The sequence below is a fragment of the Frankia sp. R43 genome, from assembly GCF_001306465.1.
Classification (GTDB): Bacteria; Actinomycetota; Actinomycetes; order Frankiales; family Frankiaceae; genus Parafrankia; species Parafrankia irregularis.
Window position 1 is genome coordinate 138254 of record NZ_LFCW01000008.1, and the last position, 15429, is coordinate 153682.

The 15429-nt window shown below is 68.1% G+C and carries 12 protein-coding genes and 2 pseudogenes; 9 read left to right on the forward strand and 5 right to left on the reverse strand.

Annotated elements, in window-relative coordinates; genetic code table 11:
• Positions 1-22: 22 nt before the first annotated feature.
• The 5 genes and pseudogenes from ACG83_RS48135 to ACG83_RS30725 all read left to right on the forward strand — a co-directional run bounded on the left by ACG83_RS48135 (position 23) and on the right by ACG83_RS30725 (position 7365).
• Positions 23-661 (forward strand): SulP family inorganic anion transporter, encoded by a 639-nt coding sequence (locus ACG83_RS48135; protein ID WP_198955575.1) that lies wholly within the window; start codon positions 23-25, stop codon positions 659-661.
• A gap of 242 nt (positions 662-903) precedes the next feature.
• Positions 904-2649, forward strand: a complete 1746-nt coding sequence (locus tag ACG83_RS30710; RefSeq protein ID WP_054569753.1) for a SulP family inorganic anion transporter — start codon at positions 904-906, stop codon at positions 2647-2649.
• A 1858-nt stretch (positions 2650-4507) separates the two neighbouring features.
• Positions 4508-4869, forward strand: a pseudogene (locus ACG83_RS48140) (hypothetical protein); the annotation flags it as partial.
• Positions 4870-4988: 119 nt separating this feature from the next.
• Positions 4989-6218 (forward strand): glycosyltransferase, encoded by a 1230-nt coding sequence (locus tag ACG83_RS30720; RefSeq protein WP_152991572.1) that lies wholly within the window; start codon positions 4989-4991, stop codon positions 6216-6218.
• A gap of 100 nt (positions 6219-6318) precedes the next feature.
• Positions 6319-7365, forward strand: coding sequence for an NAD-dependent epimerase/dehydratase family protein (locus ACG83_RS30725; protein ID WP_063793258.1), 1047 nt, complete (start codon positions 6319-6321; stop codon positions 7363-7365).
• A gap of 320 nt (positions 7366-7685) precedes the next feature.
• On the opposite strand, the gene ACG83_RS30730 is transcribed toward ACG83_RS30725, so the two are convergent.
• Positions 7686-8027 (reverse strand): helix-turn-helix transcriptional regulator, encoded by a 342-nt coding sequence (locus ACG83_RS30730; protein WP_054569756.1) that lies wholly within the window; start codon positions 8025-8027, stop codon positions 7686-7688.
• 679 nt (positions 8028-8706) lie between these two features.
• Positions 8707-8922 (reverse strand): annotated as a pseudogene (locus ACG83_RS30735) (IS6 family transposase); the annotation flags it as partial.
• A 467-nt stretch (positions 8923-9389) separates the two neighbouring features.
• On the opposite strand from ACG83_RS30735, the gene ACG83_RS30740 reads away from it, so the two are divergent.
• Positions 9390-9785 carry a hypothetical protein gene (locus ACG83_RS30740; protein WP_076828496.1) on the forward strand — a complete coding sequence of 132 codons (396 nt, stop codon included), beginning with the start codon at positions 9390-9392 and terminating at the stop codon, positions 9783-9785.
• A gap of 89 nt (positions 9786-9874) precedes the next feature.
• Here ACG83_RS30740 and ACG83_RS47130 read toward each other — a convergent pair whose 3' ends face one another.
• Complete coding sequence (locus tag ACG83_RS47130; protein WP_235498297.1) at positions 9875-10042, reverse strand: hypothetical protein; 168 nt, start codon at positions 10040-10042, stop codon at positions 9875-9877.
• Positions 9994-10533, reverse strand: a complete 540-nt coding sequence (locus tag ACG83_RS30745) for a TetR/AcrR family transcriptional regulator (RefSeq protein WP_235498298.1) — start codon at positions 10531-10533, stop codon at positions 9994-9996. The genes ACG83_RS47130 and ACG83_RS30745 overlap by 49 nt, the downstream gene beginning before the upstream one ends.
• Positions 10534-10745: 212 nt before the next feature.
• Here ACG83_RS30745 and ACG83_RS30750 point away from each other — a divergent pair, with 212 nt between their 5' ends.
• The 3 genes from ACG83_RS30750 (at position 10746) to ACG83_RS30760 (ending at position 13879) form a co-directional block, all read left to right on the forward strand.
• Positions 10746-11900, forward strand: coding sequence for an ABC transporter substrate-binding protein (locus ACG83_RS30750; protein WP_054569759.1), 1155 nt, complete (start codon positions 10746-10748; stop codon positions 11898-11900).
• Positions 11901-12245: 345 nt separating this feature from the next.
• A complete protein-coding gene (locus tag ACG83_RS30755) occupies positions 12246-12716 on the forward strand; it encodes a Zn-ribbon domain-containing OB-fold protein (protein ID WP_235498299.1) in 471 nt (156 codons plus the stop codon).
• The gene (locus ACG83_RS30760) at positions 12713-13879 is read left to right on the forward strand and encodes a lipid-transfer protein (RefSeq protein ID WP_054569760.1); all 1167 of its coding nucleotides are present in this window, start codon (positions 12713-12715) and stop codon (positions 13877-13879) included. The genes ACG83_RS30755 and ACG83_RS30760 overlap by 4 nt, the downstream gene beginning before the upstream one ends.
• A 260-nt stretch (positions 13880-14139) precedes the next feature.
• Here the strand turns inward: ACG83_RS30760 and ACG83_RS30765 are convergent, their stop codons facing one another.
• On the reverse strand, positions 14140-15288 hold the full coding sequence (locus ACG83_RS30765; protein WP_054569761.1) for an acetyl-CoA C-acyltransferase: 1149 nt from the start codon (positions 15286-15288) through the stop codon (positions 14140-14142).
• Between the last annotated feature and the right edge of the window lie 141 nt (positions 15289-15429).

Consider the following 15429-nt stretch of genomic DNA (forward strand, 5'->3'; position numbering starts at 1 on the left):
GCCCTGTCCCCAGGGCAACGTGGTGAACACGGGGCTTACCTCACAGGCGGTCTCGCTCCGTGCGTTGCCCTACCGGTATGAGCTGGCCGCATACCGGTACCGGCCGACCCAGAACCTGCTCGCGGGTGTCATCGTCGCGGTCGTCGCGCTCCCGCCGGCGTGGGGTCTCGGTGTCGCCTCCGGAGCGGGAGCCTCGGCGGGGCTCATCGCCGCGATCGTCGCCGGTGCCATCGCGGCGAAGACCGGGACAGACCGTGAGATGCAACGCCGTGCTCGTGATCGGCACAGCGGATTCGTCGCTCGCGTTCATGGCCGGGCACCAGCGGACGGAGTCGGCAGGGACATCGTTGAGAACGCGAGTGGACGCGCGCAGACGGACGTGGGCACCTCGGGGTGTCCAGCGCATCTGCTGTTTGTGGACCACGCGTCCGCCGATGATCTGGTTGGCGGATTCAACGGTGAACGCGTCTGTCTGCCTGGTGCCGAGGCAGCGCCACCAGCGGAGGCTGGGCAGGGTGCTGGGTGCGCAGCACGATCGCGCGGCTGTTTGTACGTCGGTTGGCGCGGGCGCAGGCCGGGCAGTAGGCCTGGTCGGAGAAGGCGGTGTCGACCTAGCTGGCGAGGACCTGGTGGGCCGCTGCGACCCGCATCCCGGCGCTGAGCGGACCGTCCACGCACGCCGACCTCGACGAGGGCGGAGGCAGGTCCATCTTCACCGTCGACGACACGCCGACCCACCCCCTTCCTGGCGCACCGTCTCCCAGGGAAGCGCCGCGGGGCAGGGTGTGGTCGACCGCGGCGCCATCTCCCCCCGAAGGGCACGGAGATCCACATCCTGACGATGATCGGATTGTTCATGTACCCGACCACTCCGCCCGTCCTCAGCGCCCCCGCCCTGCCACGATGAATACCGCCTCCTCACGGTGGATAGCGTTGCCTGGTCGGTTCCTGCCCGGCCGGGCCGATGCGCTGGCCATGCGCCGTCAACCCGGCCGCGATCTGATCGCGGGGATGACCGTCGCGGTGGTCGCCCTGCCCCTCGCGCTCGGATTCGGCGTCTCCTCCGGCCTGGGCGCAGCCGCGGGACTCACAACCGCCATCGTCGCGGGCGCGGTCGCGGCCATCTTCGGCGGATCCAACCTCCAGGTTTCCGGACCCACCGGGGCCATGACCGTGGTGCTCGTACCGATCGTGCACGACCACGGTCCGGGTGGGGTACTGACCGTCGGCCTGCTCGCCGGCATGATCCTGCTCGCGCTCGCCGTCCTTCGCGTCGGCCGCGCCATGCGCTACGTACCGGCCCCTGTGGTGGAAGGATTCACCGCAGGTATCGCCGCGGTGATCTTCCTTCAACAGGTTCCCGCCGCCTTGGGAGTACATCCACAGAACCAGGACACGGTGACCGCCGTCGCCTGGGGGGCCATCACCGATTTCGCCCACCGGCCGCGCTGGACCGCCCTCGCCCTCGCCGCCGCCGTCGTGGCGTTCATGCTCGCAGGCGCCCGGATACGACCCACCGTGCCGTTCTCGCTGATCGCCGTCGCCACCGCCTCCATCCTGGTCGCGGTGACCGGGTGGGACGTCGCCACGCTGGGCGCACTGCCCGCGACCCTACCCAGTCCCTCCCTCGGGTTCCTCGACATCTCCGCCATCCCGACCCTCGCGGCGTCGGCGGTGGCAGTCGCCGCGCTGGCCGCCCTGGAAAGCCTGCTCTCCGCCAGCGTCGCGGACGCGATGACGTCCCAAGAACAGCACGACCCCGACCGCGAACTGTTCGGCCAAGGCCTGGCCAACCTCATCGTTCCGCTGTTCGGCGGAGTACCCGCCACCGGTGCGATCGCCCGCACCGCCGTCAACGTCCGCTCCGGAGCATCCTCGCGCCTCGCGGCCCTCACCCACGCCCTGCTCCTCGCCGGGATCATGCTCGTAGCGGCGCCCCTCGTCGCGTACATCCCGCTGGCCGCGCTCGCCGGTGTCCTCCTCGCCACCGCCCTACGGATGGTGGAGATCGCCTCGTTGCGGGCCCTCGGCCGCACATCACGCTCCGACGCGGCCGTCATGACACTGACCGCCACAGCGACCATCGCTCTCGACCTCGTCATCGCCGTCCTCCTCGGCCTCGTCACCGCCGGAGCCCTCGCAGTACGGCAGATCGCCCGCAGCGCGCGCCTGGAAGAGGTACCCCTGGACACAGCCGATCATCACGACGCCGACCAGGCACTTCTCACCGACCACGCGCTACTCACCGAGCACATCGCCGTCTACCGCATCGACGGACCCATGTTCTTCGCCGCCGCCCACCGCTTCCTTCCCGAACTCACCGCCATCGCAGACGTCAAGATCCTCATCCTCCGGCTTTCCAGAATCAGCGCGATCGACGCCACCGGCGCGATCGTTCTACGCGACATCATCGACCGTCTCGAACACCGCGGCACGACCGTCTACCTTTCCGGCCTGCGCCCCGAACACACAAAAGCCCTGGCGGCCATCGGTCTGCTCGACCGACTGGAAAAACAGGGGCACCTGTTCGACTCCGCCGCAGCGGCCATCCAGACCGCCCGAAACCATCTCCGCCACACCGGAAACCTCCCGGAACAAGGACAACCACTCCCGGCGCACAGCACCATCCTTCCCGGACCCGAGGCGTGATCGGGTGAACGGCTGCGACACTTTCAGGAGCTCACCCGCATAGCGCCGGCAGATCGATGCGTCCCCGGGTCGTTCATTCGCGGACAGTAGGCGGCGATGGCATCGAGGATCCTGTCGACGGCCGTGGTCCAGATGAACGGCTCAGGGCCGTTGTTCCAGGATTTGGCCCCTCGCTTCCGTCGCCGCCGGCGCGTTCGGGGTTCGCGGGCTCCCGGTGGCCCACCGTCATGCTCAGCGGATACGGCGCCTGCCCTTGCCCCGACACTTGCCGATCAGGTGGCCATGCCGGCCACAACGAGCACCAGCTGTTGGCAGCGATGGGCACCGGGCCGAGATCCGGTGAGTCGGTGTCGATGAGAACGAGCACCACGGTGACAGACCCGCGCGCGTGGGTCACCGCGGCGCCATCTCACTGCGGCTTTTGCCCAGCATGTAACGGGATCGAGCCGGGCGGCGGTCGGGGAGACCGGGCACGCTGGCGGGCACGGCGGCGCACCGGTGGTGATCGTGGCGGCCGACATGTGGTGCTCGCTCTCGCTTACGTAGCCGATCAGGCGGCCACCGGCCAGTGATGGTCTTCGGCCTCGGCGAGTTGCTCCTATCACGGGCTGCACGCGACCCGTGAGCGGTGCGATCTCGTCCCACGTGGTCGCGGCAATCTCGTCGTTGGAGGTGCAAGGGTTACTCGATGCGGCGTTTCCCGCGCCCACCGCCGCGTACTCGGCGCGCTGCCCGGGGCCCAGGACAAAAGCCGGCACCGGCCCCCACAGGCCCTCCCGGTCGGCAGCCTCAGCGCACATCGCCAGCAGACCATGTACACCGGCCCCGCGGCCGTGCCAGTGCGGTCAGGTCCAGAGCAGGGACGGATAGAGATGGCTGGCAGGGCACGCCACTCGGGAAAACGGGATGGCGTGGAATCTCCCGATCTCCCGGATGTCGTGACCGTCCCCTGTCAGGGCCGAACCAGTCGGACCGCACACCCCGAAAATACGCCAGGAACCGTCATGACGGCCAACCACGGGATACTCGACAAACCTGTCGCGGCCCTGCGCCACTTCCTCGCATGTCCGGTGGATGGATTCGGCGACTTCGGAGGCCCGCCGGTTAGGCTGCGGGACAGCCGGCAGACACGGCGCTTGCATCGGGGGCATCCGACATGGCGGTGGGCGGGGACGTTATGCCATGTCCTACGTCCTATCGAGTGAAGGGAGCTTTCTTTCCGATGCCAGGCGAGCCTCTGCAGGTCGGGCTGCAAATGAACCGGCCGATACCGGTTCGGGATCCTGCTGGTGGCAGGCGAGGGGTGACCCGGCTTGTCCCGACATCTCACGGTGCTGCCCCGTTCGGGCGTCGTCACAGCGACGCGGGGAGGAGCTACGGGTGATACGCGCGCAGGCGGGGCCGTAGCCGAGTCCGATGAGGGCGGGCAGCAGACCCTCGCAATGCCAGCGGCGGGCCTGCCGGGTTGTCGGAGCACCTGTGCGGGGTGCGATGCCCTGACAGCCTACGGATCGAGCTGGTCAGCCCGAATTTCGGCGTACCGGTGGATATGCGCTTACCTCCCCACCCCGAGCGCTGACGGACGCCTACGTCTCGCAGCCCACCGTGGCCTGGCAGCCGGTTGGACAACAGCACGATCGGCCTCACCCACTCCGGGCACCGAGCACGGGAAGTAAACAAGCGCCTCCCCTGCCTTACCTTCACACTCCCATGAGTTGCCAATCTCCGCAATTACGCATCCGAAACGACGAGGAGATCCAAGGCCATGGTCGTACACATGTTTGCGATGACCCACTGGAAAGGCACTGCCGCATCAGCGAGAACCACCGACGCGCGGCTGCCGATCCGTCCTGGCCCGATCAGCTGCCCGCGTCGTGTCCGCCCATCGACCCCTCCATCGGAATTCGCCGGATTCCTCCTCCCTCCCGAGGTGATCCCCTGGCGGTCCGCTGGTACCTGCGGTTCGCCCCATCCCACCGAGACGTCGAAGAGCTCCTCGCCGAGCGCGGCCTCGACGTCAACCACGTCACGATCTACCGGTGGGTGCAACGTTTCGCGCCCTCGCGCACCGACGAGGACCGGCCCTGCCAGCACCAACCTGGGGACAGGTGGATCATCGACGAGACCCACCTCAAGGTTGCCGACCGGTGGAGTCCAGGCATTAGTGCGACTTACCGGCGAAGGGCACCCACTTCCACTGACACACATGCCAAACCAATTTCCTAGGCATTACGGAAAAACAATGAATACTCAACACTGAACGCCGCCCCGACCGGGAGGAAAGAATGCGGATTGTTATCGCAACCGAGGCGCAGTTCCACCGCACTGAGGATGGCCGCGTGTTGGCTCCGGACTCCGCCCTCGGCTACGCGGCGTGGGTCCACTATCTGGGTGTCTTCGACCAGATCTTGATCGCCGCCCGGGTGACCCGCCGAAGTGCCCAGGGTGCGGCAGGTCTTCCGGTGGAGGGCCCCGGGGTGCGGGTACTGCCACTGCCGGCCTATCAGGGTATCGGCGGATACCTGCGCCGCCGGGGCGCGCTGAGTGCCGCGGTGCGCCAAGCCGTGGCCGAGCATCGAGGCACGGCAGCCGATACCACTGCCTTCCTCGCCCTGGTTCCGGGGCTTGTCGGTACCGCCCTCACAAGAGAGCTCAACCGGCAGGGCCTTCCCTTCGGGCTCGAGGTCGTCGGGGATGTGGCGGAGGTCCTCGCCGACCGGCGGATCGTCTCCGCAGCCGCCGGCCGCATGCTCGCCCGCCAGTGCCAGCAGGCCCGCGCCGTCAGTTACGTCACCCGCACCGTCCTGCAGGGCAGGTATCCGGCCAGGGCCGATGTGCCGACTGTGAGCTGTCCCCGGGTTCGGCTGGAGGAGGAGGACTTCGTTGCGGGATCCCGACCCGCACCGGATGGCTGGGGTGCCGTCGGGGCCAGGCATCCGCACCCCGCCCGCACTGTCCGGCTGTTGACGATCGGTTCGCAGGAGCGCACCTACAAGGGACATGACGTCCTTGTCGACGCGGTGGCCCTGATGCGGTCCGAGGGCCTCCGGCCGGAGGTGACCATCGTCGGAGACGGCCGGCACCATGACGAGATCGTTCGACGGGCGGCCGCCCACGGCCTCGGGGACACCGTCCGCTTCGTCCGCCGGCTCGGTAGCCGACCCGAGGTGCGGGCGGCACTCGACGCCACCGACGTGTTCGTGCTCCCGTCCCGCACCGAGGGTCTTCCCCGCGTCCTGGTCGAGGCCGCGGCGCGCGCGCTGCCTGCGGTGGCGTCGGCGGTAGGCGGCGTGGTCGAGATCCTGCCCCCACGCGATCTCGTTCCTCCGGACCAACCCCGACGACTCGCGGAGTCCTTGACAGACCTGATTGCCAGCCCGGACCGCTACGCCGCCGCGTCCGAGCGCAATCTCGCGACTGCCCGGGAGTACAGCTTGGACCGACTCCGCCCGATCAGGCTTTCGTTTCATCGGACCTTGCGAGAGATCACTGTCAGCGCCGATGGATCGGACGCAACGGGCCGCCACAGCCACGCCCCCGCCGGATCCCTCGCCGGGCCCGGCCGATGACCACTGCCAGCAGGGTGCGGGCGCGGCGTGCTTCGTCCTCGCCCCGTGCCGCAGCCTGTCGTGACCAAACGAAAACCAACCGGGTCCAAGGGGGTTCACCATGAAAGTCGTCGTGACCGGCGGTGCCGGTTTCATCGGTTCGCACGTGTGCGAAGGGCTCGTGCGACGCGGCGTCGCTGAGGTCGTGGCCTTTGACGACCTCAGCACCGGCAGCGCGGCCAACCTGGCCGGTACCGGGGTCGGGCTCCGCGAGGGAACCATCCTGGATCGGGCCGCCGTGGCCGCCGTCACCAAAGGCGCCAGCGGCGTTGTCCACCTCGCGGCGCTGCCCTCGGTTCCCCGTTCGCTCCTCGACCCGTTGGCATCCCACGAGGCGAACGTGACAGGCACACTGCACGTACTCGAAGCGGCCCGCTCGTGCGGAGCGCACGTCGTCGTGGCGTCATCGTCGTCCGTCTACGGGTCAGAGGCACGACTGCCCAACAGCGAGGACACTGCGCCGCAGCCGGTCAGCCCCTACGCCGTGAGCAAGCTCGCCGCCGAGAGCTACACCCTGGCATACACGCGCTCCTTCGGTGTGCCCACCCTCGCCGTCCGGCTGTTCAACGTGTTCGGGCCTCGGCAGCGGGCCGACAGCGCCTACGCGGCGGTCGTCCCCCGGTTCATCCAGGCAGCCATCGCGGGCGCGCCACTGCAGGTCCACGGAGATGGGAGACAGACTCGCGATTTCACCTTCGTCGGCACCGTCGCTGACAGGCTTTGCGAGGCGGTCGTCCGCCGGATCGTCCACGACAGGTCGGTGAACCTCGCCTTCGGCCTACGCACCAGCCTGCTGACGATCATCAATCTACTGGGTGAGATCCTCGGCCGGCCGCTGGACGTCGTCCACACCGCGTCCCGGTCCGGCGACATACGCGACTCCCAGGCCGGGACCCGGACCCTCCGACGGCTGTTCCCTGAGGCGGAACCATATGACCTCCGTGAGGCCTTGACCGAAACCGTTTCCTGGCATGTCAACCGAGCAACGGAAGTCCACGCCGCCGCAACGCCAGGAGATCCAGAAGGCCGCGAAAACCCGTCCGTCCGGATATCAGCTCCCGTTCCCGACCTGGAGCCCGTCGGAACTCGCGGAGTACCCGGCTGCTGAGGGGGGCAACGCAATCAGCCATGACGGCCTGTGGCCGGGGCCAACCGACAAGCATGACCTGCGTTACGCCCGCCGCCTCGGCCTGTTCGTACATCATCCCTTGAGGAATGGCGGGGACTCCGATGAGCACGATCGACGCGCGGCTGGCGACCGCCCCGGCCGGCACACGGTCAGACGACGACGCCCCCGACACAGACGAAGGCCACCTGTCCCGCGTGCCCCTGGCCGGCAGATGGACGATTTCGACCCGGTCAGCGTGGTGACCGGGATCGGGATCCGAGGGCGCCGAGCCGCCAGCGGCGGCCTCCTCCTTGGCGCTGTCATGACCGGCTGGCTTCCGCTTCGCGCAACTGTTCCAGCAACCCGGCCTGCCCCGAGGCCAGCTCCGTCAGGATCCGCCGTGCCGCTCTCATCAGGTCGGCCACATCCCCGCCCGCCAGCGCGTACACCACGGTCGATCCCTCCCGGGTCGCCGTCACGATGCCCGAGCGGCGCAACACCGCGAGGTGCTGTGACAGGTTCGGGGGTTCCACCTCGATCGCGATGAGTAGATCCCGTACCGGTTTCGGGCCGTCCACCAGCAGTTCCAGCACCCGGATCCGTACCGGATGCCCCAGCATCCGGAAGAACTCCGCTTTCACCTGATGTAGCGGAACCCCCACTAGCACACCCCCTCCGGGCCGGCGCGGCCACGTTCGCGGTCCATGAGGCCAGCTCGCCCAGCCGCCCTCTCGCGCGGCCGTCCGGCAGCATCATCCTAGAAGTTGCAAATTCAGCAACCAGCCTGGTGAGGCCTGGTCCGGGTGCCTACCACCCACGGCGGGCAGGTCTGTCCAGATAATGGGTGTTTCGGGCAAGGGTGGGCTGGCTGGGCTGGGTCCACTGCCCGGGGTGTGGGGTGCCGATACCGGCGGTGCGGAGTATGTCGAGCGGACCCTCGCTCCCCGAAACAGCTAAACGATCTACTGGCCGGCCAACGTTACCGTCACCCGTTCCACTTTCTGGTTACTCAAAGTATTCGGCGAGTCGTCGTAGAAAGTGACCGCTCGCGCGTGGTGAGACAACTCGCCGTGCCTTGACAGGTCAGCCGAGCCGCCGATGGACGCCCGAGGCAACCCCTCGCGGGCACCGATGGCCCGGGACGGATTCGGTTTGCCACTCAGACCAGAATGTCACCCAATGCGACGTTGGTGTACGGGTGAGGTGGAGTGTGCTGCGTACGACCGGAGGAGGCCGCGATGTCGATGTGGCCGTCTCGGTGTTGGACCGTGAGACCAACTGGCGCTGTTGCGTTGCGGGGAAGCTGGGCATGCCAGCGGACGGGATGACCGCCGGTCAGACTGCGGTGGCGAGTAAGGGCGTGAAGCGCCGCACCCACCGGTAGATCGCGACGTGGTCGACCTCGATGCCACGTTCAGCGAGGAGTCCTTCAACGTCCCGGTAGGACAGCGCGTGCCGCAGGTAGCACCGCACCGCAAGGACGATCACCTCGGGTGAGAACCGGAGCCTGGCGAACTCCGACGTCGGCGTTGGGGGACGGACACGACGTCGACGCATCGCTCGATCACGACCGAGCGACGACCGCAGGACAGCGGACTCCGCCGATGCAACAGACCCCGCTGGAGGACCTGCTCGCGTACCACGCGCTGGGCCAGGCCCACGGACACGCACCGTGGCCATCCCCTGCCTGCGAGCCGCATCGGACCGCGCCCGCGACGGACTTCATCCGCAGACAGACCTACGTGGCGCTCAAAACATAGTGAGTGCTACCGTAACGGGGTCGCGCGCCCCGAACGCCATCAACCTGGGGGCGCCAGGAACGGCCGCACAGAGCCGGGGGAGGTTTGCGGTGACCGTGGCGGAGGCCATCCAGCACGAAACCTTCTGCGCGCGCCACGACCACGAGGCAGGCAGGCGGTTGACCGGCGGCCGTTTCGAGGCCGGCATCGACTGACAGCACGACAGGACTTCGCCAGCACGGCCTGTCGAGAAGGCGAGGCCGTCCACAACCCCAGGAGGCATCGATGCCGACCATGAAGCCCGGGGAGTTACCCGAGAACGGCGGTGGCCGATGGCCGCATACCGGATTCCGCTCCGTTCAATGGGGAGACATGGAAGTCGGTTACACGGTCGTCCCGGGCCCCGTCGACTGCACGCCAGGGTATCAGGGACTGCCCGGAGGCGTATGCAACTGCCCGCATTACGGATACATCTTCAGTGGACGGCTTCGTGCCGTCTACCCTGGCACCGACTGGCCAGACGAGGTCGCCACGGCCGGAGACGTCTACTTCTTCCCCGCCGGGCACTCACTGATTTACGAAGAGCCGAGCGAGGTTCTGGAACTGAACCCAGCCGCCGCGCTCGCAGCTCTGATGGAGCACTTCGAAAAGATGATGGCGGACGGCTGGGATGGCGGCTGATCGGTTTCGGTGGGCGACCGCCGCGGCCGAGGCGGTGGACGGCCCCTGACTATGCCAACCATCAGCGTTCGCGACTAGCTGGAGGGCGGTCAGGCCTTTTCGACGGGCCTGCCCTTCACGACTGATTCGACGAGTGATTCGACGAGCATTCTCATCCACTCCCGCACCCGGCGGTCGACGTCGGGGGTCGCCTCGACACCGGCACCGGTCAGCCCGATCGAACCGAACAGCCGCCAGCCGAGCGCGATGGTCTGCATGAATGCGGCGAGCAGGTGGGCTTCGGCGGCCGGCAGGTCGAGGTCGTGCGGCCGTCCTGCCGTGCGGCCCGGACCATCATCGAGGCGACCTGCTGGAGACCGGGCGACGGCCCGAACACGTCGGCGGGATCGCCTTCGAGTGCCGCCCAGCCCATGATGCGCCCGACGCTGTCATCCGCGGTCAGGAAGATGTCGATCGCGTCCGCGAGGTCGTCGATGTGCTCGAAGCGGGTCGCCGACCTCGCCGAGACCCGCTGGTACACGGCCCGCAGCAACTCCTCCCGAGTGCCGAGGTACTGGTAGACGAGACCGAAGTTCACGTCGGCGTCCTCGGCGATCTCACGCAGCCGCACCTTGGACGGCCCCTGCCGCGCGATCAGCCGCTGCGCCGACTCCAGCAACGCCTCCCGCACCTCCGCACGACCGCGCGGCCGCCGGCCGCGGCCCACACCTTCGACGATTTTCTCGATATCCGATCGCGACTCCCTCATCAAGGAAAACACGGACACCCGCTCCAGGTACTGCTCATAACGAAGGCCGGTGAACGACGATGGATCTACGAATTACTCGACGCCGGGAGGACACCGTCCCACGATCAGGCTCCCAGGCGATGCGGTGTCGCAGGCCGGCCCTTCTCCTGGTCGTGGCGTCACTCACCATGGGGGCCGGGTGCACGGCCTCCAGCGGACCTTCGAGCCGCGCAATGGCATGCAACACGCCGGGCATCGACGGAACCAAGATCAAAATTGGGCTCGTCTACCCGGACACAGGTCTCCTCAGCACCGCTTTTCGGGACGCGCGTAGTGGGGCCGAGGCCCGGATCCGGGCCGCCAACGAGGCGGGTGGCGTCAACGGACGTACAGTCGAGTACGTCCTGCGTGATGACCACAGTGACGCCGCTTCCAACGACAAGGCCGTGCGCGACCTGGTCGGCAACGAGAAGGTGTTCGGCTTAATGGAGACGACAGCGGTCGCCTCCGGAGGAGCGCAGTATCTTTCGAAAGAATCGATACCGACCACAGGAATAGCTGCGGAGCGGGTGTGGTCCGAGAACAAGAACATGTTTGCAGCCTCGGACTCCTTTGCCGAATCCAGCGCACTCGGCGTTTTCGGGCGCTACGTCCGCAGCCTGGGGGGGACAAAAGCCGCGACGATCAATGTCGAGACCGTCACTGCCGCCGCGGATATCAGCAGGCAGCTCGAGAACGCCCTTCGGGACGCTGGGATAGCGGTGCTGCCACAGCCGTTCATCTACAATCAGGAAACAGTGTCCCCGCAGTACATCGCTCGGCAGATCAGAGAGTCGGGAGCCGATGTCGTCATCGGCGGCATGGGCGCCGACCAGTCGGCGACGGTTCTTCCGGCCGTCAGGGCGGGAGGCGCGCAGATTCGGGCGGTAATCATCCCCGGCGGCAATGACCCGGCCTACCTTCTGCGGTATGGAACCAGCCTGAGTGGGGTGTCAACATTTGTCCAGTACATCCCTTTTGAGATCGGCGGCGCAGCACATTCAAAATACCTTGAGGCGATGGCCAGATTCGCTCCTGAGATTGACAGCCCAAAATCCGGAGCGGCCCTGGGCGGCTACGTTCAGGCCGATCTGTTCCTGCGCGGACTGGAGATATCCGGATCGTGCCCGACGCGCGAGAGCTTTGTCACCCGCCTGAGCGCGACGAAGGACTACACCGCCGGCGGCCTGCTCCCCGGGCCGGCGGATCTTTCCGACAGCCCCGACATCGTCACGAGATGCATCGCCATTCTCCGGGTGGACTCAGCGGGCACCGGCTTCGAACTGGTCCGGGATCCCGCGGCTACACCCGACAATCCCCACGCCTGGTGCACCACGCAGCCGCAATGACCTGGCCGAAGCGGACCGACTCTCGGCCACACGGCATCGCGGCCGCCGTGAGCGCCGAGGAGGAGTGGGGCGCACGCCATCCTGCAGAGCGCCTCGTTTCCGGTCACGCGCACCGAGGCGCCCACCTCGCAGGTGAGTGCCCACCGCCGCAGGGCAGCCAGCCCGTTCGACGCCACCCGGGCCCCGCGTCCCTCCCCCGAACATGACCGGCATCGGCGCCGTGGCCTCAGGGCGCCCGGCAGGCGAGGGCCGCGCCTGCGCGGACTGCGCCTGCCCCGATTGCGGGAGGGCCGACCCGTGGATAGCATTCACTATGTGCCAGACACCATTGCCGTGAGTGGGGCCGTGTCCAGGCCAGCACCAGCGGTCACCGAGGACAACGAGTTCTTCTGGGGCGCCGCCCGCGAGAACCGACTGGTGGCCCAACGTTGCGCAGCCTGCGGACTGCTACGACACCCTCCGGCGGTCAGCTGTCCAGCCTGCCACTCACACGACCACGAGATCGTCCAGCTCAGCGGCCGCGGCCAGATCTACAGCTACGCGCTGCTACACCACCCACGCCACCCACGCTTCCACTACCCGGTGGTCGCGGTCCTCATCGACCTCGAAGACGGCATCCGCATCCTCTCGAACCTGGTCGACGCCGACCCCGCCTCCATCCACATCGGCCAACCCGTCGAGGTCACCTTCGAACCAACCGACGACACCCTCGGCGCCCCCGTCTTCCGCCCCCGCCCCCGCCCCCGCACCGGCACCGGCACCGGCACCGGCACCGAAGCGCACAACACCGCGCCCGAAGACGGAGACACCCGATGACCAGCACCGGACCAGGCGGGCACACCGCCATTGTCGGCATCGGGGCGACCGAGTTCTCCCAGAACGCCGGACGCAGCGAGACGCGGCTGGCCACCGAGGCCATCCTCGCCGCCCTCACCGACGCCGGCCTGTCCACGAACGACGTCGACGGGCTGGTCAGCTACACCATCGACCCGGTCGAGGAAACCGAACTCGTCCGTGCCCTCGGCATCCCGGAGATCGGCTGGTCAAGCCGGGTGCCCTATGGCGGCGCAGGATCCCAGGGTGTGCTGCTACACGCGGCGGCCGCGGTCGCCTCCGGCGCCGCCGACGTCGTCGTCGTCTACCGAGCCGTCCGGGCCCGGTCAGGGCGGCGCTTCGGCGCGGCGCGAGCCGGTGGGGCGACATCGTCACACTCCGGCACCACCGCCGGCCAGTGGTGCGCGCCGTACGGCGTCCTCACCCCGGCATCCTGGATGGCGCTCAACGCCACCCGCTACATGCACACCTACGGCGTGACCAGCGAGGACTTCGGACGGGCCGTGGTCGGGCTGCGAGCCTACGCAGCCACCAATCCCGCCGCGCGCTTCTACGGTCGGCCGATCACCCTCGACGACCACCAGTCCTCCCGCTGGATCGCCGAGCCGGCGATCCGGCTGTTCGACTGCTGCCAGGAAACCGATGGCTCTGTTGCCCTGGTCATCACCGCGACGGACCGTGCCCGCGACACCCCGGCCCCGGTCACCATCGCCGCCGCGGCCGGTGCGGCACTCGCCGGCCAGGAGGTCGGCAGCGACCACTACTCCCCTGACCTCGCGACGATGGCCGGATCGACGGCACTGGCCAGGCGTCTGTTCGACCGGAGCGGCATCGACCGGGCCGACCTCGACCTGGCGATGGTCTACGACGCGTTCACCCCGGTGCTGTTCATGCAGCTCGAGGGCCTCGGCTTCTGCGGCCCCGGGGAGGCGAAGGAACTCGTCGCCGCCGGCGCCTTCGGCCCGGGCGGAGCACTGCCTCTCAACACCAACGGCGGCCTGATCGGCGAGGGTTACATCCACGGCCTCAACCTCGCCACCGAGGCCGTCCGTCAACTCCGCGGGACCGCCGCCAACCAGGTCGACCGCGCCGAACTCGCCCTCGTCAGTGCCAGCCGCACCGGGGTCATACTTGCCCGAGCCTGACCCGGCCACCGGCGTGCACCACCGATCCGGCGCTGCGTTCCATGCAGCCCGGCGAGTAACGGCCAGACACGCACCGGCCATTCCTGAATAATTCGGCAGCCAGACGGCGCTGCTCTCCTGGAGGTGTCACGAACAGCCCGGCGGCGCAAGCCACATCTGCCGCCGAGAGCACCTTCGCTCCCGCCAGCCCACGGCCAAGATCCCATCGGTAACAGGCGGCATCGGTGGGCTGGCGCTCGCGCCCGTCCGGTGAATCAGGTTCAGAGCAGCTCGAAGATCGTGGCGTTGGCCTGCCCGCCGCCTTCGCACATGGTCTGCAGCCCGTAGCGAATGCCGTTGTCCCGCATGTGGTGCACCAGGGTGGTGGCGATCCGGGCTCCGGAACCACCGAGCGGATGTCCGATGGCGATCGCTCCGCCGTTCGGATTGACCATCTTGGGTTCGACGCCAAAATCGGCCAGCCAGGCGAGTGGCACCGGCGCGAACGCCTCATTGACCTCGAAGGCGCCGATGTCGCCAAGACCCAGCCCGGATTTCCGCAGCGCCTTCTGGGTCGCCGGGATGGGGGCCGTCAGCATGATCACTGGATCGGAGCCGGCCAGCACCGCCGTGTGCACGCGTGCGAAAGGAGACAGGCCGAGCTCACGGGCCTTCTCGCTCGTCGTGAGCAACAGGGCCGCCGACCCATCCGAGATCTGCGAACTGTTCCCGGCGGTGATGACGCCGTCATCAGGTCGGAACACGGTCTTCAGCCCTGCCATCGTCTCCAACGTGCCACCGCGGCGCACGCCCTCGTCACGATCCACGACGACGCCTTCCGGCAGGGTGACCGGGGTGATCTGACCGTCGAACCGACCACCGTCCTGCGCATCGGCCGCCTTCGCGTGCGAGCTCAGGGAGAACTCGTCGAGATCGGTACGGGTGAACCCCCATTTCTCGGCTATCATCTCGGCGCCGAGGCCCTGGTTCGGCGCGACCCCGCCATACCGGGCCAGGAAGTCCGGGCCAAGAGGGTCCTGATCCAGCATCGCGCTGAACATCGGGACCCGGCTCATGGACTCCACTCCGCCGGCCACGACCACGTCGTAGTGGCCGGCTATCAGCCCGGCCGCGGCGAAGTGGATGGACTGCTGGGACGAGCCGCACTGTCGGTCAACGGTTACCCCGGTGACCGATTCGGGCCAGCCGGCAGCCAGGGTGGCATTCCTGGCGATATCGAGGGTCTGCTCCCCGACCTGCGACACGCAGCCCCAGATCACGTCGTCGACCACTGCCGGATTGATTCCCGTGCGGTCGACCAGCGCCCGCAGCACGTGCGCCGACAGACCCACGGGATGAACCCCCGACAGGGCGCCGTTTCGCCGGCCGACCGGCGTTCGGATGGCTTCCACAACAACTGCGTCGCGCATGTTCCGATCCTCGATCCGTGTTTGCCCGCGGCATGGTGGTTGCCGTGGTGTGCTTACCCCAGGAATGACAGATGTCCGCGAGACCGCTCCCGCAGTCGCTGTCAGCGCTCAGAGCGGGAGTACACGCCCGATCCGAGCTGC